Origin of the sequence: Cohnella sp. SGD-V74, from assembly GCF_003001675.1 — a bacterium.
Classification (GTDB): Bacteria; Bacillota; Bacilli; order Paenibacillales; family Paenibacillaceae; genus Cohnella.
The window spans coordinates 95600-118992 of the sequence record NZ_PVYW01000006.1 but is presented as its reverse complement, the minus strand read 5'-3'; the positions used below and the strand labels follow the sequence as shown (position 1 = coordinate 118992).

Genomic DNA, 23393 nt, shown 5'->3' with positions numbered 1-23393 from the left:
TTCATTATTAAAGGGGAGAAACAAGATGTCCGTTCACAACACGCACGAGATTTCCGACGAGCTGTTGGAGGAATTAAAGCTGGTCAGCGTCAGTACCGCTGCCCACACTCTGGTGGAGATGGGCTACCGCAACGCGTACATGCAGGGAATCCTGCCGATGAGCTTTCCTGAAGACCAGCCAAGCGCGGTCGGCCGCGCCGTCACGCTGCGGTTTATTCCTTTAAGGGAAGACCTCGTGAAGCAGCAATACGAATCGCTGACGGGATCGCCGCACCGATCGGCGCTTGAGTCGATCGGCCCTAACGACGTGCTCGTCATCGATACGGGCAGCCATATGGAGACCGGAGTCGTCGGGGATATTTTCACGCGGAGAATCCGATATTTGGGCGGCCGGGCGATCGTCGTCGACGGCTGCATCCGCGACCTGCAGCGGGTCATATCCGTCGATTTCCCGGTATACGCGAAAGGAGTCCACGGCGGCGCGATTCCGCGCTCGCTCATGTCGGTCGGGCTGAATGAACCGATTCGGTGCGGAGGCGTTCCGGTCATCCCGGGCGACATTATTCTGGCGGACCGCGACGGAGTGGTCGCGATTCCGCCGCAATGCGTGGAAGAGATCGTCAAGATCGCGCGGGCCCATGACGAATTGGAGGAGCGCTGGATCAGAATGAAGCTGGACGAAGGCGCTTCGCTTCACACCCATTATCCGCCGAACGCCGAGGCGAAGCTTGAGTTCGAGCAATGGAAGAAGGATAACGGCTATGAATAAACCGCTGTCCGGCAAGAACGGAAGCTTGAAGGAGATGCCGGTCATCCGCGCGGACCGGCCGTTCATCGAGCCTCCGGAATGGGCGATTCTCGAACGGCGGCTGATGGACGTCATGAACGAGGCGGTCGACCCGCTCGTCGAACGTTATATTCGTCCCGACGGAACGATCATGTGGCCGACGAGAGACGATCATATCGGTATCGACGCGCTCGACGACATGTACGAGAGCTTCTTCAACTGGCCGCTCTATTACGCGATCGGAGGGCACGAGAAGTTCAAGGACCTGAGCCTGAAGGAGTTCGACGCGATTACCCGGCAATTCGCGAAGTACGATACGGGCACGGGACACAAGATGATCGAGAAGGAATACGAGCAGGGCTACGACTGGTTCCATCAAGGGGAAGGGTACACGATGTTTTACCACATGGCCCTGATGGATCCCCAGCACGCGGTTACCCGGGAGAGGGCTGTCCGGTTCGCGGGCTTTTTCTTGAACGAGGATCCCGACGCCGTCAACTTCGACGAGGAACTGGCGATGATCCCGTATCCGCATTCCGGAAGCAAGGGGGCGACGGACCGGAATATCCGGCGCAATAGCGACGGTTGGTATTATCAGGATTGGATGAAGTATTACGGTCTTCCGTTCCAGGACGTTCCGGGGGTCCGTTCCCTGGAGGACATCAAGCACGAAGCGGGAGCCCTCGCTCTTGGAGCGGCGGTCGCTGAGCGGATGTCCAAGGGGGATGTTCCGCTTAACCTGCTGGCTACGAGCATGGTCACGAACGCGTACTTGCATACCGGCGATCCGAAGTACAAAGCTTGGGTCAAGAGGTACGTCGAGGCCTGGATGGAAAGAACGAAGCAAAACGGCGGCGTTATTCCCGACAACGTCGGGTTAAGCGGCGTCATCGGCGAGCATAACGGGGGCAAGTGGTACGGCGGCTGGTATGGGTGGACGTGGCCTCATGGCTGGGTGAGTATCGGCCAAGGCGTCGCCGCTGCGGGGGAGAACGCGATGCTGCTCATGAGCGATTCCGGTTATTTGGAATTTCTCCGGAGTCAGCTGGAGACGCTGGAAAGCCGCTCGGTCGAACACGAGGGAACGAAGTTCGTGCCGTACAAATACGGGGATCCCGGCTGGTACGGTTACGAGATGCAAGGAGACAACGTTCTCTTCGAGGGCGGGGAGACGTCGGTCGCTTTCCAGAAGGAGAATCCTCCCGTGCTCTGGAAGGACGGCTGGTTCGAATTCCAGCCGATGGATCCGGTCTACCCGACCCATCTGTGGTACATGTCGATGCGCCCGGACGATCTGGAGCGCCTGAACCGGCTGCGCAATTACCGCAATCCGGATTGGAACGACATTCGTTATGTCCGGGCGAAGGATCAGGCGGGACACGACTACGCATGGGTCTCTTACCTTCAAGGAGAGTATCCGTCCTATCCGGTCGAAATCTTGAAGTACAATCTCGCCCAAGCTTATCAACGGCTCGACTTCATGAATACGGATACCGAAGATCCGGCCGGATACAAGGACGATTACATTCAGATTCGCAATCCTGTCACGCTCGAGGGGCTGCTCCAATTGACGATGGGAGCGCCGTCTCCACTGTATAACGGAGGCCTGCTCATGGCGATGCTGCGCTATTACGACGCGGACGCCCAGCGGCCGGGCCTGCCGCCGGATGTGGCCGCTCTCGTGGAGAAGCTGGACGAGGGGGGAGTCGCCGTCAAGCTCGTCAATCTTCATCCGACGCGCTCGCGGCGGGCGATCGTGCAAGCGGGAGCGTTCGGGGAACATCGGTTCACCGGAGTCAAATACGAAGCGCGAGGAGCCTCCGCGGGAGAAGGGGGCAAGGTTGGCGGTTCGACGACGATGGAGAAGATGCCTTCCGGCATCTCCGCCCCGTCGGCGGAATACCGGGAGGAGGAGCTGAACGGCAAGTGGCTGCTCGTCGAACTCGGGGCCGGCTGTCACACGACATTGGAGCTGGGAATTTCGCGATTCGCGAACGATCCATCCTACGAGGAGCCGTGGAAATAAGAGAAAACAGGCCTGGGGGCGCCCAGGCCTGTTTCTTCTTCGGACAGCGCCGCGCGCGGCAATCGTTTCACGGAGAGGGTTCCCGAATCGCGTTAAACGCTCGGTATTTTCCCGGAGTGAGGCCGGTCGTCTTGCGGAACGTCTTGATAAAATAATTGCCGTCCGGCAGGCCGACGGCTTCTCCGACTTCCCGGACGGTCATCTCGGTGGACACCAGCAGCCTGCGGGCTTCTTCCATTCGCACGTGCTGCACGTATTCCACCGGCGTCATTCCCGCATGCTTCTTGAAGCAGCGCGCGATGTAGTCGTAGCGATAGTGCAGCGCTTCTTCCACGTGCCGCCTTTTGAACGGCGACGCATAATGCGACTCGGCGTATTCCATAAACCGATAGGAGACTCTTTGGGAAGGGGCGACGAACTGCCGACCCGCGATTTGCTGCACCCGGAACAAAAATTCCGTCAGCAGCATGTGGAGCTCCAAAGCGTTTTCTATTCGAATGCGGCCGTGCAGCCGGACCATTCGGTCCAGAAGCGGCCGGAACAGCGTCATGTCCAGAGCGGCTTGCTTCGGAATGTACATGCAATGCGGCGGAGGAGTTTCATCCTTGCTGCTGCCTCCCGGGAGCACCGACAGCCAAGGGATTTCATCGTAGGCCAGCGCGCGAACCGGACGGGAATGGATAAAATGCAGCCAGTAAATTTCCGTCTGGACATCGCAGCCGCGATGTCCGTAATGCAGCGATCCGGGGGTCAGCACGAACAGTTCTCCGGCCCCGATTTCGTACGGAATTCCGTCCTCGGTCATGTAGACTTTGCCGGAAGCGACGACCAGCACGTCGTATACGTCGATGCTGCGTGCGAAATGCCGGGTCCCGGCCGGCCATACGGTGAATCCGGCCATGACGAATTGCGGCAGCGGAGGGATGGATAACTCCAAGCATTTCATGGGTGCAGCCTCGCTTTCCGACGAATAGGGCGCGGCACCCGTAAGCCGGGAGAGGCCGCGCCCTGTCATTTTACATCGCTTGCAGGCCCTCGTCCACTATCGGAGTGAGGCTCAACGAGACATTCCGTCCCGATACGGCGACGTTCCCCGGGTTCTCGCCCAGTCGGCGACGCGTCCCGGATCTCCTCCCCATAACCGTTCCCGGCCCCACTGGTTGGCGGTCGGCTTATGCTCGCACTCTATCCGGATGACCGGAAACAGCTTCGTCGGACGCTCAAGGGGCAAGCCCTTGATGACAAGCTCTTCCCCGCGTTGAACGAAGTCGAGCTCCTGGCCGGTCGTCAGCAGTGTCACTCGCTTGACCGGCGTAACCAGATCGGGCAGCCTCATTTCGGGACGGCCGTCCCAAAACCGGACGATCAAGTACAGATTGTTCCCTTTCGTCGTTTGTCTTCCTCTGGTCACGAATTCCGTCACGTTGCCGCCGTCCGAGCCGTAGATCGCTTCTCCGTGAACGTCGAGCCATTTCCCGATCGCCAGCGCCCGCTCCACGTACTCCGGGGGAAGTTGTCCGTCGGGCTGCGGGCCGACGTTCAGCAGAAGGTTCCCGCCTTTGTTGCCGCCTTTCTCGGCGCATTCGCACAGCATGTCGAGCAAATAATCCGCAGGCCGCCAACGTTCCCCGACGGAGTATCCCCATAATCTCCATGTCGTGACCTGGTTGGATTCCCAGAGGCGATTAGGGTCCGGGACGATGACATGCTCGGGCGTGCCGAAATCCCCCAATTCGTCCGATTCCCCGGCGCCCATTCCGCCGTCCGCGGATATTTTATTCGGGTTTGCATTGGCTCCGAGCCGGTTGTTGATCAGAATATGGGGCTGCAGCTGCCGCATTTTGGCTACGAGTTCCGAGCTGCCCAGCTCGTCCGCGTTCCGGGGCCAGGAGCCGTCGAAGAAGAAGTGGTCGATGCGGCCATAGCCGGTCAGCAGCTCGATCACTTGGTTGTGCATGTATTCTTTCATCGTTTTCCAGCCTTCGGGATCTTTGTCCGGTCCGTCAAAGAAGGCGGGAATCCGCCAATCCAGCCAGGAGTAGTAGAGGCCGACTCGCAAGCCCTCGGCTCTGAACGCGTCCGCGAATTCCTTCACGAAATCTCTGCCGGGCGCTTGCCGGACGCTCGTATAGTCGGTATACCGGGAATCCCAGAGGCAGTAGCCGTCATGGTGGCGCGTCGTCAAACAGGCGTATTTCATGCCCGCTTCTTTGGCCGTTCTTGCCCAGAGGCGCGCGTCGAAGCGCTCCGGGTTCCAGGCGCAGGCCGTTCGGGCGTATTCCTCGTGATCCATGTGTTCCCGGAACAGCACCTGTTCCCCTCTCCCGTAAGCCGAATAGGGGCCCCAGTGGATGAACATGCCGAACCGGGCTTCCGTAAACCATTTCCAATGATCGGGGACCGATCCTTTGCCGCTTGCCGAATCGCTCATCGCTAATCTTCTCCTTCTCCGATTGCGGGTCTAGAAGTAGATTAATGGCTAACGGGACGTTCGGTCACTGTCCGATTGCGACCTGTAATCGTATTATTCGGACTTTACGCCTCGCTTGCGACGATTCAGCTTCGTATCCGTTATTTGCCGTCCCGAGCGGTCAGCCGTTGCAGCGACGAAGCCGTAACTTCCAGCTTTTCTCCCGGAGCGAGCACGTAGCCGCGTTGCCCTTGGGCGTCCAGACACCGTGCGAAGGCTTCGGCGTCTTGGCGGATAGGCGGGAACGAGTTGTAGTGTACCGGAATGACGAGCTTGGCGCCAAACCATTCGGCCGCCTGCAGCGCATCGTCCGGTCCCATCGTGTAGTGGTCGCCGATCGGCAGGAAAGCGATATCGATCGGATGGCGGTCGCCGATCATCTTCATGTCCGAGAACAGCGCCGTATCTCCGGCATGGAGCAGCGTCAAGCCTTCGGTCTGCACGATGTAGCCGGCCGGCATGCCGCCGTAAATGATCTGATCGTCTTCCAGGAAGATGCCGGAGCTGTGGAACGCCTGAATCATCTTCGCCTTGGCGAAGCCCAGATCGACCGTTCCTCCGATGTTCATATCGATCGTCTTCAGCTTCTTGCGGGCGGACATGTACATGGCCAGCTCGAAGGTGGCGACAATGGTGGCGTCGCTTGCGCGAGCGATCGGCTCCGCGTCGAGAATATGATCCGTATGCGCGTGAGTGAGCAAGATGTAGTCGGCGCGGATGTCTTCCGCCTTCGTTACCGCCAGAGGATTGCCTCTCAGGAACGGGTCGAACAGCAGCGACTTGCCTTCCGTGACGATCTGGATGCAAGAGTGTCCATGGTAAATGATTTCCACTGTACATTCCTCCAATGCTCTCATTAATTAAGTTGAAACCGCTATTTCCAGTGTAACGCATTCGCGGCAGAAATGCTTGTCCGCGGCCGCGCGAACCAAGCAAAAACGCCTTCTGCGTCCTTGGGACGAAGAAAGCGTTTTGTCGGAGTTGTGAATGTTAGAGGTTGGACGTATAGCGGTTCAGCGCCGTCAGGTTCAGCTGGAGATCCTCCATGTACGTCTTAATGCTCGTCTGCAATTGCTTGAGAATGGTCCGCTGAAGCTCCTCGATGCGGTCTTCCGTGCAGAAGGCCGAGCAGCACAGCGTGCCGTTGGCGTATTGTTTTGTTTCGACAACCGTCGTATTGAGCTTTTCTTTGTAGATTCTTTTGACCGCGCCATTCTCCGGTTTAATCTCGTAGTACCGTTGAGTTTCCAGAAGCAGCTTCCATGGAGCGATCTTGAATTCGCATTTATCCTTGCGCAGCTCCCCCGTAACCTTGAAGAATCGTAACGCGTTATTGATACGGTTCATGATGCGTTTCCTCTCAATTCGTCGTAATCCGATCCGGCATCCCCCAGAAAGTACCAATGAACATTTTAGCATAATTTGCCTTGAGGTCAAACGCATTCGTGCAGGGAACGGCATTCGAATCGAGATCTGCTACCGAATCGTCACAACTTTGTTTCATCCGCGGCCGTATTTTTTGGTTTTGCTTGCGACGAACAATCCCATCAAGCCGAATCCGGCCAAAGCGCCGCCAAGATGGGCCCAAATGTTGATATTCGGTACGATAAGCGAGTAGATGATTCCGAATGCAATGGAAATAAAGATCGTTTTCCGGGTGGCCTCATCCAAGGCGAACTTGCGGAAGACGGCCAGAAACAAGTAAGCTCCGAACAAGCCGTAGATTGCCCCTGAAGCTCCGAGAGAGAAATGCAGCGAGCCGGCGTAAACGATCGCGCTCAGCAGATTGCCTGCGATGCCCGCCAGGACATAGTACACGAAGTATCGAAAATGTCCGAGCAGCCGTTCGAGCGGGGGCGCGAAAATAAGCGTCGAGAAGCAGTTGAACAGCAGGTGATCCCACCCGCCGTGCAGCGCGATGGAAGTGACGTACCTCCATGGCTCGCTTAAACCGTAAGGATCGTAATCCGGGTCCAAATAGAAGATGCCTCTGAGCGTCAGCTCTCTGTCGAGGATCAGATAATCGAGCACGAATACGATCAAATTAACCGCCAGAAAGATCGACGTAACCGGATAGGCGCGCAAGTATCCGCGAAACGTTTCGTTGCGTTGGAAGATCATGGTCATCCCGTTCCTTTGTTCGTTATGCTTATTACTATACCATCGGGAAGCTTGATCTCCAAAGCGACGCAGCTGAAATAGAGTTGTGTGTAAATCAGGAGTAAACTGTGTGTAAACTGTTGATAAAGTTGTGGATATGTGGATTAAGTTGTTGATAACCGGTGCGTAACTCAAAATCTTATAGAATCCACGCCAAGTCCCTGTTAATATCGAAACAGACTGCTTAGGCGGCGGAACGGACGAACGAACGGATGCCGGAGGTTATCGACATGAATGTTCTTTCCTTGTTACTAAGTTTGGTTCTTGTGCTGAATATGACGCTCGCATCGGTGATCATCTTCCGGGAGAGAAGGGATATCGGCTCGACTTGGGCGTGGCTGCTCGTGCTGTACTTCATCCCGCTGCTCGGTTTCGCGCTCTATTTGTTTTTCGCGCAAAACTACAGGAGGAGCCGGCTTTTCGAATGGAAGGAGATCGACCGCACCGGAACGGAGGAAGCGGCCAGAGAGCAGCTTGCCCTCATAAGCGCGGACGGACACGCGATGGGCAATCCGGCGGCGGGCGATTATCACGATCTGATCGCGATGCACCTTAAAGCGAATAAAGCCTTGTATACCGAAGACAACGAGGTGGAGCTGCTGCTGGACGGCAAGCAGAAGTTCGACCGGCTGTTCCGGGATATCGCGGAGGCCCAAGATCACATCCACGTTCAGTACTACATCATTCAGAAGGATGATTTGGGAACGAAGCTGATCCGGGCGCTGGCGGCAAAGGCGCGAAGCGGCGTGAGTGTCCGGCTGCTGTACGACGAGTTGGGTTCGCGAAGGCTGAACAGGCGCATCCTTCAGGAGCTTCGAGATGCGGGCGGAATCGCGGAGGCTTTCTTCCCGTCCAAGTTCCGTTTGATCAACGTTCGGCTCAACTACCGGAATCATCGCAAGCTCGTCATCATCGACGGCAAAGTCGGGTACGTGGGCGGTTTTAACGTAGGGGACGAATACTTGGGGTTGGATCCGAAATTCGGCTATTGGCGGGATACGCATCTGAGAGTTCGCGGCGGAGCGGTTCATGCCATGCAGACGCGATTTATCCTCGATTGGAATTATGCTTCCCGAGCGGACATTCATTATCGTCCCGAGCTGTTCCCCGAACCGGAAGCGGCATTCGGCGCAGCCGGGGTGCAGATCGTAGCCAGCGGGCCGGAATCGAAGCTGGAGTATATCAAGAACGGGTACGTGAAAATGATCTCCTCCGCCAAACGGTCCATCTTGATCCAGACTCCCTACTTCGTGCCGGACGCAGGCTACTTGGACGCGCTGCGAATCGCCGCCCTGTCGGGCGTGCAAGTGAGCATTATGATTCCGGACAAGCCGGATCATCCGTTCATCTACTGGGCTACTCTGTCCTATATCGGGGTGATGCTCAGAACGGGCGTATCCGTCTACTTGTACCGCAACGGATTTATTCATGCCAAGACGATCGTCGTGGACGAGGAGATCGCCTCCGTCGGCACGGCGAATATGGACGTGCGAAGCTTTAAGCTCAATTTCGAGGTGAACGCCTTCCTGTACGACCGGGAAGTTTCCGCCAAGCTGGCGGAGGCGTTCCGGGAGGACATCAAGGTGTCCGAGGCGTTGACGCTGGAGCGGTACGGACAGAGGTCGCGGCGGATTCGGATCAAGGAGTCGGTGTCCCGGCTGCTGTCTCCGATCCTGTAAGGGATCAACGATGATCGCTCTCGCATCGCCAGCCTAAACCGGGCAATCGAGAAGCCTTTGCTGCCAAGCCGAGGCTTCTTTCGGTTACTGCAGCACGTCCGCAAAAAGGCCGCTGACCGCGAAAGAGACGCAAGAAAGCTTGCTTGACACGACCTGCTCGTCATTTTCGTATAGCTGGATCAGCTCATATTTCCCACTTTCGTCCAAGTGAAACTGCTCCAATGTCCGCGCCTCGGGGTCGACGATCCAATATTCCGGGACGCCGTGTTTCTCGTACACCGCCCTCTTTTTCAACCTGTCCCGTTTTCGCGAGCTTGGGGAGAGGACCTCCACGGCCAGATCCGGCGGGCCTTCTACTCCCCGGGAAGTGACAATGTGCTTTCGGCTGCGATGGATCATGATCGCGTCGGGCTGCACGACGTTCGTATCGCTCAGGATGACGTCTAGGGGAGCGAAGTAGATCAGGTAATCCGATTTGCAGCTTTGACGCAGCACATCGATCAATTCCACTAATATGGATTGATGAGAGGTCGTAGGACTAGGAGACATCAGCTCCAGCACCCCGTCGATGACCTCGTAACGGTTCCCGTCGTCGGGCAATGCCGCATAAGTCTCGTAAGTTGCTGGCTGCTCCTTCACTTTGTCCGCGGCTTTTTTGCTTTTCTCCATTCGAAATCTTCCTTTCTTGGGAAACTTGGAGTTGGCGCTTCTAGTCGGCTATGTCAACTGATCCGGCGGAACGGGGAGGCTGCGTACGAGCTCGTCCATGCTAAAAGAAATGCAGGGAGCAGTACGGGAATGAATCGGTTCCTCACCGGAATAGACATCGATCAGCTCATAATGGTCTTCGCGTAATTCATACTGCTCCAAAGTAAAGTTGGATGGGTCGACGATCCAATACTCGCGCACCCCGTACTTGGCGTATACGTTGCGCTTCGTCAGCTTGTCCCGCTTAAGAGAGTGCTTGGACGTAATCTCGACGACGAGGTCGGGAGCGCCGTTAATACCTCTTTTGCTGATAATGTGTGTGCGGCTCAGATGGATCATGACGAGATCGGGCTGCCGAACCTCGGTGTCCGATAGAATTACGTCGAGCGGAGCGGCCAGAATGATAAACTCGTTTTGGCAGCTACCGTCAAGTATGACTTGCATCTTATGGCAGATGAATTGATGAATAAATAGAGGAGAAGGACTCATCAATTCCAGCACCCCGTCCGAAATCTCGTAACGGTTGCCGTCGTCTACCATATTCGCGTACATCTCGTAGGTCACGGGCGACTCCTTCACCAATTCCTCGTACGTTTTCTTCTTCATTTTCTTTGCCTCCGGTTCTTCTTCGCTTTCGGGAACTTCACCGCGACTTTCCCGCTATTGCAGCACATCCCCGAATAGCTGGCTGACCGCAAAGGAGACGCAGGGGAGTTTGCTTGACACGACCTGCTCGTCATTTTCGTATAGCTGGATCAGCTCATATTTCCCGTTCTCGTCCAAGTGAAACTGCTCCAATGTCCGCGCCTCGGGGTCGACGATCCAATATTCCGGGACGCCGTGTTTCTCGTACACCGCCCTCTTTTTCAACCTGTCCCGTTTCCGCGAGCTTGGGGAGAGAACCTCTACGGCCAGATCCGGCGGACCTTCTATTCCTCTGGAAGTGACAATATGCTTTCGGTTGCGATGGATCATAATCGCGTCGGGCTGCACGACATTCGTGTCGCTCAAGATAACATCCAGCGGCGCGACGTAGATCAAGTAATCCGATCTGCAGCTTTGTTTCAGTTCAAAGCAAAGATCCACTGCAATAGATTGATGAGAAGCCGTAGGACTAGGAGACATCAGTTCCAGCACCCCGTCGATCACCTCGTAACGATTGCCGTCATCGGGCATTTCCGCATAAATCTCGTAGGTTACCGGCTGTTCTTTCACTTTGTCGGCGGCTCTTTTGTCTTTCTCCACTCGAATCATTCCTTTCTTGTGAAAGTTGGAAGCCATGCTGCCAGCGTGCTAGTTCAACTGTTCTGGCGGAATGGGAAGACTGCGAATAAGCTCGTCCATGCTGAAAGAAACGCAAGGGGCAGTGCGAGAGCGAATCGGTTCCTCACCGGAATAGACATCGATCAGCTCATAATCGTCGTCTTGTAATTCATACTGCTCCAAGGTAAAGTTGGACGGATCGATAATCCAATACTCGCGCACGCCATACTTGGCGTAGACGTTGCGCTTTGTCAGCTTGTCTCGCTTGAGAGAATGTTTGGACGTAATCTCGGCGACGAGGTCGGGAGCGCCGTTAATGCCACGGTTGCTGATGATATGCGTTCGGCTTATGTGAACCATGACGAGATCGGGCTGTCGAAGCTCGGTATCAGAGAGGATCACGTCTACCGGGGCAACTGCAATAATAAACTCATTTCGGCAGCTTGCATTCAGCCTGAATAAGATTTCTCCGAGCAACAACTGATGAATAAATGCCGGAGAAGGACTCATCAGTTCCAGAACCCCGTCCGAAATCTCGTAGCGATTGCCGTCATCCTCCATATTCGCGTACATCTCGTAGGTAACGGGCGATTCCTTCACCAATTCCTCATACGTCTTCTTTTTCATTTTCCCCGCCTCCGGTACATAATCAAAAAGCACCCCGCAAAGAAACACGTGAACGTGTCCGACTTTGAGAGGTGCTTCCTCGACTTGATTTCCTTTATTATGCCGAATTCATCAGGGGTTGTCAATATTGGGCGTTGAGGTCGTCGGTTCTGGCGATTTGCGACAGAGCGGACGAGAGGGTAGGATGAAGAGAGAGTGAAGAGGAAGGATGAGACGCTATGAGGCTTTCTTTTCGGCAAGTAGAAACAAGGGAAGACGTAGAGGCTGCGGCCCGATTGGCCTCGGAAATTTGGAACGAGTATTTCGTCAGCATCATTTCGACCGGGCAGATCGACTACATGCTGGACAAGTTTCAATCCGCCCATGCCATGACGGACCAAATCGAGCGCCAAGGCTACGAGTACTACTTCATGCAGGCGGACGGAGAGAACGTCGGCTATATGGGGATCAAGCCGGAGGAGACGAAGCTGCTGCTGAGCAAATTCTACATTCTCAAGGCTTGTAGAGGTCAAGGATACGCCAGCGAAGCGATGAGCTTCTTGGAGGAACTGTGCAGGGAACGCAGGCTGGGCGCGATCTGGCTCACCGTGAATCGGCATAATGCGTCCACGATCGCGATTTACGAGAAAAAGGGCTTCCGGACCGTTCGCGAGCAAGCGGCGGATATCGGAGGGGGCTTTGTTATGGACGACTATGTTATGGAAAAGGAAATTTCTCTCGATCAATAAGAGGGGGCGGAACCGGGCGCGGATCGTAGATTCGCGTCTTTTGTTTTTCGCAAAACGATCAAATACTGCTCGACATTATTGTTTGTTTAAATTAATATAATGTTATAAACGAACATAAAACAACAAAGGAGCAAACATGATGTCCTCATTCAAACCGCGGCTTAACCGGATGTTCAGCGAGCAAGGCAAATGCTTCGACGTTGCGATCGACCATGGCTTTTTCAACGAGTATTCCTTTCTTGCCGGCATTGAAAATATGAAAAGCGCTATCGAAACGGTCGTTCAGGCTGGACCGGACTGTATTCAGCTCAGCACCGGGCAAGCGAGATTGCTGCAGGAGATCCCGGGCAAGAAGAAGCCCGGCCTCGTGCTGCGCACGGACGCCGCCAATATCTATGGAAACGTGCTGCCGCGCCATCTGTTCAGCGAGCTGATCGACCGTGCGATCGAGCAGGCGGTGCGATTGGATGCCGTAGCGGTATGCGTCAACCTGTTGCTGCTGCCGAACCAGCCGGAGCTGCATCATCAATGCGTGCGCAACGTCTCGCTGCTGAAGACGGAAAGCGATAAATACGGCATGCCGCTGATGGTCGAACCGCTGGTCATGCTGCCTAACGAAGAGAAGGGCGGTTATATGGTCGACGGCGACATTCGCAAAATCATGCCTCTCGTCCGGCAAGCGGTCGAGCTGGGAGCGGACGTGATCAAAGCCGATCCTTGCGACGACGTGACCGAGTATCACCGCGTCATCGAGGTCGCGTCCGGCATTCCGGTGCTCGTTCGCGGAGGAGGACGCGCAAGCGACGAGGAAATTGTGAGCCGGACGGTCGAGCTGATGAACCAGGGAGCGGCGGGTATCGTCTACGGCCGTAACGTCGTGCAGCATCCGACGCCGGGCGCGATGACTTCGGCTTTGATGAGCATCGTTCATGAGGGAGCGGGGGCCGAGCAGGCTTTGGCGATCCTGAGGGAGGCGCAGCGATAATGGCGAAAACGATCGTATCGTTCGGCGTCATCGGCTGCGGGCTGATGGGCAAGGAGTTCGCCAGCGCGGCCGCGCGCTGGTGCCATCTGACCGGCGTCGACTTCGAGCCGCGCATCGTGGCGGTGTGCGACGCGAATCCGGCGGCGACGCAGTGGTTCGAGGAAAATGTGCCGAGCGTGGAGCGCGCGTATACGGATTACAAGGAACTGCTCGCCGATCCGGCGGTGGAAGCGATCTACTGCGCGGTTCCGCATAATCTGCACGAGCGGATCTATATCGATATTATCCAAGCGGGCAAGCATTTGCTGGGAGAGAAGCCGTTCGGCATCGACCTGGAAGCGAACGAGGCGATTATGGCGGCCATCCGGGAAAACCCGCAAGTGGTCGTGCGCAGCTCGTCGGAATTTCCGTTCTTCCCGGGCGCGCAGCAGATCGTTCAGTGGGTGAACGAGGGCAAATTCGGACGGATCATCGAGGTCGAGGCCGGCTTCTGGCATTCCAGCGACCTTGATCCGACGAAGCCGATCAATTGGAAGCGGCGGATCGCGACGAACGGGGAGTATGGCTGTATGGGCGACCTCGGCCTTCACGTGCTGCATCTGCCGCTGCGCTTCGGCTGGAAGCCCGCAAGCGTGCGGGCGCTGCTCTCCAAGATCGTCGAAGAGCGTCCGGACGGCAAGGGGGGCATGGCGCCGTGCGAGACCTGGGACAACGCGATTCTCGCTTGCGACGTGAAGACGGCCGGCCAGCAGTTCCCGATGGTGCTGTCGACGAAACGGATCGCGCCGGGACATGCGAATACATGGTTTATCCGCATCCAGGGTACGGAGATGTCCGCGGAATTCACGACCAAAAATCCGAAGCAGGTGGCGTCCCTTCCCTACACGCCGGGAGGCCAGCAGGCTTGGCATGTCGTGGACGCGCCGTACAAGTCGGCTTACGGCACGATTACCGGCGGCATCTTCGAATTCGGGTTCTCCGATTCGATCCTGCAGATGTGGGCGGCGTTCTGCGACGAGATCGTTCATGGCAAGGATGGCATGCAGCAGTCGTTCACATGCGCATTGCCGGAGGAAGCGGCAGACAGCCATCGCCTGTTCACCGCGGCTCTGGAATCCGACAAGACGGGCGGAACCGCGGTCGTGGACTGGGGGAACGGGGCGTGAACAAAAGCGATTCCTCCGCATCCGCTGCCGAGGTCGTCGTTGCCGGACATATTTGCCTTGACGTCATTCCGGCGATGCATGGCGGCAAGCCGGGCCAAGCGATCGGGGAATTGCTCGTCCCGGGCAAGCTGGTCGACATCGGGGCCGCGCAGCTTTCGACGGGCGGCGCGGTGCCCAATACCGGTATCGCCCTGCATCGTCTCGGGTTCCCGGTAAAGCTGATGGGCAAGGTCGGAGACGACCTGTTCGGCGAGGCGATTCTGTCTATCCTTAAAGGATACGGGGAGGGGCTGACCGATGGAATGATCGTAGGGGCGGGCGAATCCAGCTCCTATACGATCGTCATCAATCCTCCGGGCGTCGATCGGATTTTCCTGCATTGCACGGGCGCCAACGATACGTTCTCTGCGGACGACGTACCCCAAGCCGCGTTGGCGGGAGCTAGGCTGTTTCACTTCGGTTACCCTCCGCTGATGCGGCGGATGTACGAGGACGGCGGCGCGGAGCTGGAGAGAACGCTGTCTGCGGCCAAGTCGTGCGGGCTGACCGTATCGCTCGATCTGGCCCGTCCGGACCCGGAGTCGCTTGCGGGCCAAGCCGACTGGCAAGCGATTCTGAAGCGTTCGCTGCCGCATGTCGACGTCTTCCTGCCCAGTTTCGAAGAAATTTTATATATGCTCAGACCGTCCCGGTACCGCGAGTTTTCCGAGCGCCACGGCACGACCGAGCTGCTTGCGTATGCGGACGGACCGCTGCTGTCCTCGCTTGCCGAAGAATTGCTCGGCATGGGGGCTGCGGTAGTCGCGTTAAAGCTGGGCGAGCACGGGCTGTACGTTCGAACGACAGGCAGTCCGGAACGCCTGCGCAAGATGGGGCTTTGCGCGCCCGCTGCCGGAAAGCTGGAATCTTGGCAAGGCAAGGAAATGCTTGCCCCGTGCTACCGGGTCGAAGTCGCCGGAACGACGGGGGCCGGGGACTGTACGATCGCCGGTTTCCTGGCCGGAATGCTCAAGGGGCTGTCGGCGGAGGAGACGCTGCTGGCGGCAGTAGGCACAGGCGCGTTTAACGTGGAACGGGCCGATGCGGTGAGCGGCATCCCAGGATGGGACGGCTTGCAGAGCCGAATCGCGGCCGGCTGGCCGCAGCGGGAAACGGAGCTGTCTTTGCCCGGCTGGTCGCGCGAATCCGCGGACGGAATCTGGTCCCCGGATGTCGGCAAATAAGAGGAGGCTGAACTATGTCCATACGGAGAAGCGAAGTGACGAGAGCCCAGAAGCGTGCGGCCGAGCTGCTGGCGAGCGCAGGCATCGTGCTGACCGACGCGGAGCGCGAGAACATCGAAGTCGCCGGTTTCGGGCTTGGCGACTTGGCGGCTCAGGGGCTTGAGCTGGTTACGTACGTGAACACGGATCGGTATTGCGCGAAGGATCTGGTTCTTTTCCCGAGACAGACTTGTCCCGAGCATATTCATCCCCCGGTCAACGGCGAACCGGGCAAGATGGAAACCTTCCGCTGCCGCTGGGGGCTTGTCTATTTATATGTGGAGGGAGAAGCGGCTGCCGTTCCTCAGGCTGTCGTTCCCGCGGGAAGCGAGTCGTATTACACCGTATTTCATGAAATCGCGCTTAGACCGGGTGAGCAATATACGATTCCGCCGAACACGAAGCATTGGTTTCAAGGCGGCCCCGAGGGTGCGATCGTCTCCGAATTTTCCAGTACGAGCCGGGACGAATTCGATATTTTCACCGATCCGAGAATTGAAAGAATGCCCCGAGTGATCGAGGACTGACGGGAGAAAGGGGGAACCGGCATGCGCTTGTACGGCAAGCATTGGACGAGAAGGGAAGTCGAGGCGCGCGTCGGAGGCGTCGGTCAGATTGGCGGAGTCAGGCGAATGACGTTGACGGAGGGCAAGGAAGCGGGGACGGAGCTGATCGAAGTGCGGACCGGCGCCGGCCTTGCGTTCGAGATCGTTCCCTCCAAAGGAATGGACATCTCTCTGGCGCAGCTGTGGGGAACGCCGATTTCCTGGCAATCCCCGAACGGCAACGTTCACCCGGCCTTCTATGAATCGGAAGGCATGGGCTGGCTGCGTACGGCTTCGGGCGGACTGCTGATGACTTGCGGACTGGCGCATGTCGGTTCTCCTTCCGCGGACGATTCCGGCAGCTACGGTCTGCACGGCAGAGTGCATCACACTCCGGCCCGCAGCGTCTGTATTCGCGAAGAGTGGGTCGGAGACGAGCTGGAATGGAGCGTAACCGGCGTCCTGGAGGAAACGGCGATCTTCGGAAGCAAGCTAAGATTGACGCGGGAACTGTCCGGCAGGCTTGGGGACAATCGCGTCGCGATCCGGGACAGAGTGGAGAACTTCGGCTTCCGGCCCGCGGAGCATATGATGCTCTACCACTTCAACTTCGGATTCCCCTTGCTGGACGAGCGGACGGAAATCCGGTTTCCCGAAGCCGACTGCGAAGTCCGCCCGGGCGGAGGCGGAGCGGCGCCGGAAAGCTGTGCTTCCTGGGAGGCGCCGGATCCGGCTGTCGAGGAAACGGTGTTCTATCATACCTTGAGGCAAGAGGCGGCCGATGGGGAAGGCATGGCCGAGACGAGAATCGTTCAACCGAAATTTCCGGCTGCCGGAGGAGCGAGGGCGACGGAGGTTGCTCTCCGCTGGTCGGCCGACACGCTTCCGCTGCTCGTCCAGTGGCGGATGCCCGGAGCGGGCGAGCACGTCCTTGGCCTGGAGCCGTCCAACTGCTTCGTCGAAGGACGCGAGGCGGAACGCCGCCGCGGAGGACCGCTCGTCCTGGCGCCCGGTCAATCGATCGAGTATCGATTGGAGTTGAACGTCGTGTGACGGAAAGCGATAATAGAGGCATAGCGAATGGGACGATCGGGAGGCCGCGGGGCAATGAAAGGGACTTACTACAGCTTAAACGCAAGGCAGCAGCAGATGCTCGACCAGATTTCGCGGGAAGGCGAGGTTCGGGTGTCGACGTTGAAGGAAACGTACGGCGTGACCGAGATGACGATTCGCCGCGATCTGGAGAAGCTCGAGGAGACGGGAGAAGTCAAGCGCACGTTCGGCGGGGTCATCTTCGTCGGCAGGGACGTCGCGCTGCAGGAGCGTGTCTCCTTGCTGACCGACGAGAAGGCCCGAATCGGCCGGCATGCCGCCGCGCTGATCAAGCCCGGGGAGTCGGTCTTTATCGACGGCGGGACGACGACCTCGCAGATCGCCCGCTATTTGCCGCACGGAATGAACGTTACGGTCGTCACGAACGCGCTTAACGTCGTAACCGAGTTGGCCGGCAAGCAGATCTCCGTCATGATGACGGGAGGCACCTACATCGAGGCGACGCATTCCCTTTCCGGACCGCTGGCGGTGCAGAGCCTGTCCGGGATGGCGTTCCATCGCGCCTTCCTCGGCACGACCGGCATTACCGCGGAACACGGCTTCAGCAATTCCAACATCTACGAGGCGGAGATCAAGCAGATCGCGATCCGGCAAGCGACGGAGACGACGATTGTCGCCGACCGCTCCAAGTTCGGAACGAAGATGCTGATCTCGTTCTCGCCCCTGTCAGGCGTGCAGCGAATCGTCACCGATCGGCAGCCCGACGAAGCGCTTGCGCTGGCTTGCCGGGAATCGGGCGTTCTGTTGGATGTCGCGGAGTAAGCTGAGCCAAGCAATTCGAAGACGTCCCAGTGCCGCTCGCGAGGCGGAAGGGACGTCTTCTTGACGATTCAGCAAGTATAAAAATCCGCTATCCTTATCTGAATCGTCTCCGACAAAACGCATTCATCGTCCAGAGGACGCCGAAGGCGTTTTTGCTTGCGTGAAACGCGACAATCCGGGCAGCCGAGCCCGACACGATAAGGAATTTCAGGCCTTCCGAGAGGAGAATCGTACGTCCGCGACCGCAATTGTACCTTTACGGACCCGGGCCGTTCGGCTAATATTTTCGATACGGAAAACGCTAACATCCGGTGCGGGGAGCGCTTTGCGAGTCCGACTGGAAGCAGATCACGTATACCGTTTGTCCGTCGGTTTGTGTATCATCTAGAGAGATAAATTCCGTCAATCAGGCAACGCCGGAGATCGAGCGGCTCAGGCGTTGCCTCGCCGTTTCCGCCGACGAATCGCCAATCGGCGTCGGTTCGTTGTGGCAGCGCTCTCATCGCGGGGGGGTCTTCATGATTCGTTATTCGAAAGTGTTCAGAAGGTTCTTGTTTTCGTATCTGTTGATATTAATTATTCCCAGTCTGGCCGGGTTCATGTCCTACCGCACGTCCATCTCCGTCACGGAGTCGATTTCCATAGAGAACAGCGTGACGCAGCTGCAGAAGAGCAAGGAGCTGCTTGAACGCAGAATCGCCGAGGTGGAGGGCTTCACCAGACAGATCGCCATCCAGGCCGATCTGAACGTGCTGATGACCGATCCTTTGTCGGAGGAGAAACAGAACGTATACGGCATCTGGAAAATGACCCGGGATTTGACGACGTACGGCCAGACGAACGATTTTTTGCGTCATTTTTTCATCTATCTCCGCAATTACGATGTCGTGCTGACGCCGGGATCGGCCTTTTTCCGACCCGAGCATTATTATGAGAGCTACAGCTACGAGGATATGTCCGTCTCCGAATGGGAAAGCGACGTATTGAACAAGACGCACTTCAGGGAGATGATGCCGCTTCGTCCGTTCGTCACCCCGGTTTCCCGGACGTCGGTCGTTACCTATATGCAGTCGCTGCCGCTGGACAGCTTCGGAGAATCCTCTCCGGCCGTCGTAGTCGTCATCATCGACGAGAAGGTGATCGCCGAGATGCTGTCGGGAATCACGAATCAGAACGGCAGCTGGGTTCATATCCTCGACGCGAACGGCAATACGATCAGCCGCCAAGGGAACAGCGATTCGATGGCGGAGGCGCTCGCCTCCGATCCGCGGTTCGACGGAAGCCGGACGAGCCAGTTTTACGAGGACGATCTGGTCGTGACGATCCGTTCGTCCACGAACGGATGGGTGTATCACGCCGGCATACCGAAGGAAGCGCTGATGGAGAACGCCAACAAGATCAAGCGCATTTCCTTGTCCGTCACCGGGGGAGCCGTGCTCGTCGGTCTGCTCGTGGGACTGGCGCTCGCCTACCGGAACAGCGCTCCGATTCATCGTCTGCTGACGGCGCTGGGCCAGGAGACGACCGCCGACAGCAACGTCTACGACTTCTTGCACGGCAACATCTCCGAGATGATTCTGAGCAACAAGCAGCTTGAATCGGAGCTGAAGCGGCAGCAGCCGATCGTCCGGGACGCGTTCTACAAGCGCCTGATCGCCGGAGAGTTCCAATCCCGCGAGGAGATTATCGCCGCGGCCGTTCAATCCAACGCCGGCCTGAGCGGCAACGCCGGCTTCGCCGCGATCGTGCAGATCAACGGCTACTCCGGTATGGACAACGTCGAGGTGCTGAACGAGCTGCAAGCCGCGCGCCTCGTGCTGAAGCAATCGCTGCAAGAGCTGGCCGGCACCGTCCCGACGACGGACCTGGGCGCCGACAAGCTGGTCGTGCTGTTCGTCAACGAGGAGACGGACAGCGGTTCCTACGTCCAGGAGCAGGTTGACGCGATGCTGAATCAATTGGCCGAATCGCTGTTCAAGGAATACAAGATTTCGGCGAAGGCGGCCGTCAGCGCCCGGTTCGGATCGGTGTCGGACATCAGCCACGCTTACGAGCAGGCGAAGCAGACGCTGGAGAACGCCGCCCCGTTCGGGGCGAAGCCCGTATACTGGTACGGCGAGACGGCGCTGAGCAGCGAGACGTACTATTATCCGCTCGACGTGGAGATGCGCCTGATCGGCACGATCCGGGCCGGCGAAGGCCGGGAAGCGCGGCGTCTGATCGACAGAATCGTCGAGCAGAACACCGAAGCCCGCGAGCTCTCGGCGGAGATGCGGCAGCAGCTCTCCCTGGAGATGAAGGGGACGCTGCTCAAGCTGCTGGACCAGAAGACGTTCGCCGAATCGGAAGCGATCGAGCCGGTGAGAAACCGCATCGTCGCGATTCAGCCGACGGAAGCCGTCGATCAGCTGCGCGACGAGTTCGTGGAAGTGATGGAGGCGCTGTGCGGCATGGTCGCCAGCAAGAAGAACGATCAGCACGTCCGCATCGTCGAGCAGCTCAAGCAACTGATCGAGCAGCATTACGGCCAATCGGAAATGAGCCTGTACAGTCTCGCCGAACAGGTCGGAAGACCGGAGAAATACATTTCTCAAGTGTTCAAAGAAGTGGTGGGGGACAATCTGTCCGATTACATCGAACGGGTGCGGATGGATCGCGCCGAGCGGCTGCTGAAGGAGCCCGGGCATACGATCGACGAAATCGCCGCGCTGGTCGGCTACAACAGCTCCCATTCGTTCCGCAGGGCGTTCAAGCGTGTAACCGGGGTGTCCCCGAGCGCGTATCGCAGCGCCCAGGACGATTGACGGAAATTTGTCCCCTCAGATCGAGTATCGTACTCGCATAGAGCCGTTTCGCCAGAGCCGAGGGCATCCGCCCGGGCTTTGCGGGACGGCTCTTTTCCGCATGTGCGGAGGAAGTGCGCCGGCCACCCGACCGTACCGTGAATACGCTTGCGAAAATCGGCCCAGGTACGGAAAAGTGGCCCCCTCAAATCGGGAGAACGGGACGCAAAACGACCGAATTGTACCTACACAACCGGCGCCGGAATGCACTATGATCAAGCCACGAAAGCGCTCGCAACATCAACGGCGTCACACAAGGAGGGATCGTTCTGCAATCGACCACGGTTTCGGAAGCAACGACATTAAAGCGCATTCATATGGAGCGGAGAGGATTCCGGGAACGAGCGCTCAAGAGCTTCAAAGCCCACTGGCAGCTGTACTTGCTCGTATTGCCGCCGCTGCTGTTCTTTTTGATTTTCAAGTATTACCCGATGGCGAACGCGGTGCTCGCCTTCAAAGACTTTAACGTCATCAAAGGAATCTGGGGCAGCCCCTGGGTCGGACTGAAGCATTTCAACGCGTTTTTCGAAAATCCGATTTTTTGGACGCTGCTCCAAAATACGCTGCTGCTCAGCTTGTTTTTACTGCTGGCGGGATTCCCGATTCCGATTCTGCTCGCGCTGATGCTGAACGAAGTGCGCAGCGCCCGGTTCAAGAAGTTCGTGCAGCTCGTTACGTTTGCGCCTTATTTCATTTCGACGGTCGTCATGGTTTCCATCATCATGCTGTTTCTGGCGCCGAGACTCGGCTTCGCGAACGTCGCGCTCCAATACTTCGGCTTTGACCCGATCAACTTCCTGGGCGAGCCGGGCATGTTCCGTACGATCTACGTCACCTCGGATATTTGGCAGACGGCCGGCTATGCCGCGGTCATCTACTTGGCGGCGCTGGCGGGCATCGATCCGACGCTGTACGAAGCGGCCAAAGTGGACGGAGCCTCGCGGCTGCAGAAGATCATTCACGTAGACTTGCCGGGCATTCTGCCGACGATTACGATCATTCTCATTCTGAACGTCGGCAACGTCATGTCTCTGGGCTTCGAGAAAATCTATTTGCTGCAAAATTCGCTGAACCTGCCGTCTTCGGAAGTTATCGCCACCTACGTCTACAGCATCGGACTGCTGAACGCGAATTACAGCTTCGCGACTGCGGTCGGGCTGTTCAACTCGGTGATCAACCTGGTTTTGCTGGTCACGGTCAACACTTTGGCCAAACGCCTGTCGAACACGAGCATCTGGTGAGAAAAGGAGAGAGATTCATATGGCCATTTCTACGGCGGCGCCCCGGCGCCGAATCCGGGAGTCGGCCGGCGACCGGCTGTTTATGTTCGCGATTTACGCGATTTTAAGCCTCGTGCTTATCGCCGTCTTGTACCCGCTTATCTATATTGTCAGCAGCTCGATCAGCAGTCCGTCCGCGGTTACGTCGGGCAAGGTGTGGCTGTGGCCGGTCGACGTGTCGTTCAGAGGGTTCGAGACGATCTTCAAAACCCCGCAAATCATGACGGGTTACGGCAACTCGCTGTTCTACATGTCCGCGGGAACGGTGATCAGCGTTACGCTGACGATTATGCTGGCCTATCCGCTGTCGCGCAAAACGTTTTTCGGGCGCAGCGCGATTCTGATGCTCGTCACGTTCACGATGCTGTTCAGCGGCGGGCTGATTCCGACCTACCTGGTCGTCAAGGAGATGGGGCTGATCGACTCTCGCTGGGCGCTGCTCATTCCGAACGCGATCTGGGTGTGGCAGGTCATCATCGCACGCTCGTTCTTCCAGTCGACGATCCCGGAAGAGCTCGTCGAAGCGAGCGAGATCGACGGCTGCAGCGACTGGCGGTTTCTGTGGAGCGTCGTGCTTCCGCTGTCCAAGCCGATCGTCGCCGTGCTCGTGCTGATGTACGCCGTCGGCCAGTGGAACGCGTATTTCGACGCGCTGATCTACTTGAAGTCCGACAAGCTGTATCCGCTGCAGCTCGTGCTTCGCAGCATCATCATCCAGAACAACAGCGCGGGGGTCATGGATCCAAGCATTCAAGTGCAGCGGGCGGAGATGGCGGAGCTGCTCAAATATTCCCTGATCGTTGTCGCGACGCTGCCGGTCTTGATTATTTATCCGTTCGTTCAGAGGTACTTCGTGCAAGGGATGCTCGTCGGTTCCGTCAAAGGCTGATTCGCGATTCGGAAATCCGTAAAGGCGGTGAGGACGATGTAGGCGGTGAAACGGAAGGTCCAGCTTGGTATACTAATAACTCGAACATGCAAAGGGGAGC

The 23393-nt window shown here is 57.5% G+C and carries 22 protein-coding genes; 13 read left to right on the top strand and 9 right to left on the bottom strand.

What is annotated here, in order from left to right:
• Positions 1–25 precede the first annotated feature (25 nt).
• Together B0G52_RS11420 and B0G52_RS11415 are read left to right on the top strand one after the other, a co-directional pair.
• Positions 26–769: an RraA family protein gene (locus B0G52_RS11420; RefSeq protein ID WP_094044268.1), complete on the top strand. Its 744-nt coding sequence runs from the start codon at positions 26–28 to the stop codon at positions 767–769.
• The gene (locus tag B0G52_RS11415; RefSeq protein WP_094044266.1) at positions 762–2813 is read left to right on the top strand and encodes a DUF8034 domain-containing protein; all 2052 of its coding nucleotides are present in this window, start codon (positions 762–764) and stop codon (positions 2811–2813) included. The genes B0G52_RS11420 and B0G52_RS11415 overlap by 8 nt, the downstream gene beginning before the upstream one ends.
• A gap of 67 nt (positions 2814–2880) precedes the next feature.
• On the opposite strand, the gene B0G52_RS11410 is transcribed toward B0G52_RS11415, so the two are convergent.
• From B0G52_RS11410 to B0G52_RS11390, 5 genes are all read right to left on the bottom strand, one after another.
• Positions 2881–3759: an AraC family transcriptional regulator gene (locus B0G52_RS11410; RefSeq protein ID WP_158223665.1), complete on the bottom strand. Its 879-nt coding sequence runs from the start codon at positions 3757–3759 to the stop codon at positions 2881–2883.
• A 111-nt stretch (positions 3760–3870) separates the two neighbouring features.
• A complete protein-coding gene (locus tag B0G52_RS11405) occupies positions 3871–5244 on the bottom strand; it encodes an alpha-L-fucosidase (protein WP_094044262.1) in 1374 nt (457 codons plus the stop codon).
• A 140-nt stretch (positions 5245–5384) separates the two neighbouring features.
• A complete protein-coding gene (locus tag B0G52_RS11400) occupies positions 5385–6116 on the bottom strand; it encodes a metal-dependent hydrolase (RefSeq protein ID WP_198960631.1) in 732 nt (243 codons plus the stop codon).
• A gap of 157 nt (positions 6117–6273) precedes the next feature.
• Complete coding sequence (locus tag B0G52_RS11395; RefSeq protein ID WP_094044258.1) at positions 6274–6630, bottom strand: hypothetical protein; 357 nt, start codon at positions 6628–6630, stop codon at positions 6274–6276.
• Positions 6631–6783: 153 nt separating this feature from the next.
• Positions 6784–7404: a rhomboid family intramembrane serine protease gene (locus tag B0G52_RS11390; protein WP_094044256.1), complete on the bottom strand. Its 621-nt coding sequence runs from the start codon at positions 7402–7404 to the stop codon at positions 6784–6786.
• A 269-nt stretch (positions 7405–7673) separates the two neighbouring features.
• Here B0G52_RS11390 and cls point away from each other — a divergent pair, with 269 nt between their 5' ends.
• Positions 7674–9122 (top strand): cardiolipin synthase, encoded by a 1449-nt coding sequence (cls, locus tag B0G52_RS11385; RefSeq protein WP_094044254.1) that lies wholly within the window; start codon positions 7674–7676, stop codon positions 9120–9122.
• Between the two features lie 84 nt (positions 9123–9206).
• Here cls and B0G52_RS11380 read toward each other — a convergent pair whose 3' ends face one another.
• The 4 genes from B0G52_RS11380 to B0G52_RS11365 are packed head-to-tail and all read right to left on the bottom strand — an operon-like array spanning position 9207 to position 11720.
• On the bottom strand, positions 9207–9791 hold the full coding sequence (locus B0G52_RS11380) for a Uma2 family endonuclease (protein ID WP_094044252.1): 585 nt from the start codon (positions 9789–9791) through the stop codon (positions 9207–9209).
• A gap of 48 nt (positions 9792–9839) precedes the next feature.
• Positions 9840–10436: a Uma2 family endonuclease gene (locus tag B0G52_RS11375; protein WP_094044250.1), complete on the bottom strand. Its 597-nt coding sequence runs from the start codon at positions 10434–10436 to the stop codon at positions 9840–9842.
• A 54-nt stretch (positions 10437–10490) separates the two neighbouring features.
• Positions 10491–11075: a Uma2 family endonuclease gene (locus tag B0G52_RS11370; protein WP_233162596.1), complete on the bottom strand. Its 585-nt coding sequence runs from the start codon at positions 11073–11075 to the stop codon at positions 10491–10493.
• 48 nt (positions 11076–11123) lie between these two features.
• The gene (locus B0G52_RS11365) at positions 11124–11720 is read right to left on the bottom strand and encodes a Uma2 family endonuclease (RefSeq protein ID WP_094044248.1); all 597 of its coding nucleotides are present in this window, start codon (positions 11718–11720) and stop codon (positions 11124–11126) included.
• A gap of 218 nt (positions 11721–11938) precedes the next feature.
• On the opposite strand from B0G52_RS11365, the gene B0G52_RS11360 reads away from it, so the two are divergent.
• The 10 genes from B0G52_RS11360 to B0G52_RS11315 all read left to right on the top strand — a co-directional run bounded on the left by B0G52_RS11360 (position 11939) and on the right by B0G52_RS11315 (position 23293).
• Complete coding sequence (locus B0G52_RS11360; protein ID WP_094044246.1) at positions 11939–12448, top strand: GNAT family N-acetyltransferase; 510 nt, start codon at positions 11939–11941, stop codon at positions 12446–12448.
• Positions 12449–12587: 139 nt separating this feature from the next.
• Positions 12588–13433: a class I fructose-bisphosphate aldolase gene (locus tag B0G52_RS11355; protein WP_094044244.1), complete on the top strand. Its 846-nt coding sequence runs from the start codon at positions 12588–12590 to the stop codon at positions 13431–13433.
• On the top strand, positions 13433–14599 hold the full coding sequence (locus tag B0G52_RS11350; RefSeq protein WP_094044242.1) for a Gfo/Idh/MocA family protein: 1167 nt from the start codon (positions 13433–13435) through the stop codon (positions 14597–14599). The genes B0G52_RS11355 and B0G52_RS11350 overlap by 1 nt, the downstream gene beginning before the upstream one ends.
• Entirely contained in the window at positions 14596–15822 is a 1227-nt protein-coding gene (locus B0G52_RS11345; protein WP_233162594.1) for a carbohydrate kinase family protein, read from the top strand. Before B0G52_RS11350 ends, B0G52_RS11345 begins: the two co-directional genes overlap by 4 nt.
• Positions 15823–15836: 14 nt before the next feature.
• Positions 15837–16388, top strand: coding sequence for a D-lyxose/D-mannose family sugar isomerase (locus B0G52_RS11340; RefSeq protein WP_094044238.1), 552 nt, complete (start codon positions 15837–15839; stop codon positions 16386–16388).
• Positions 16389–16409: 21 nt separating this feature from the next.
• Positions 16410–17459, top strand: coding sequence for an aldose 1-epimerase family protein (locus B0G52_RS11335; protein WP_094044236.1), 1050 nt, complete (start codon positions 16410–16412; stop codon positions 17457–17459).
• A 54-nt stretch (positions 17460–17513) separates the two neighbouring features.
• Entirely contained in the window at positions 17514–18281 is a 768-nt protein-coding gene (locus tag B0G52_RS11330) for a DeoR/GlpR family DNA-binding transcription regulator (protein WP_094044234.1), read from the top strand.
• Positions 18282–18799: 518 nt separating this feature from the next.
• The gene (locus B0G52_RS11325; protein ID WP_094044232.1) at positions 18800–21085 is read left to right on the top strand and encodes an AraC family transcriptional regulator; all 2286 of its coding nucleotides are present in this window, start codon (positions 18800–18802) and stop codon (positions 21083–21085) included.
• 356 nt (positions 21086–21441) lie between these two features.
• A complete protein-coding gene (locus tag B0G52_RS11320) occupies positions 21442–22365 on the top strand; it encodes an ABC transporter permease (protein ID WP_094044230.1) in 924 nt (307 codons plus the stop codon).
• A gap of 19 nt (positions 22366–22384) precedes the next feature.
• Entirely contained in the window at positions 22385–23293 is a 909-nt protein-coding gene (locus tag B0G52_RS11315) for a carbohydrate ABC transporter permease (protein ID WP_094044228.1), read from the top strand.
• Positions 23294–23393: the final 100 nt, after the last annotated feature.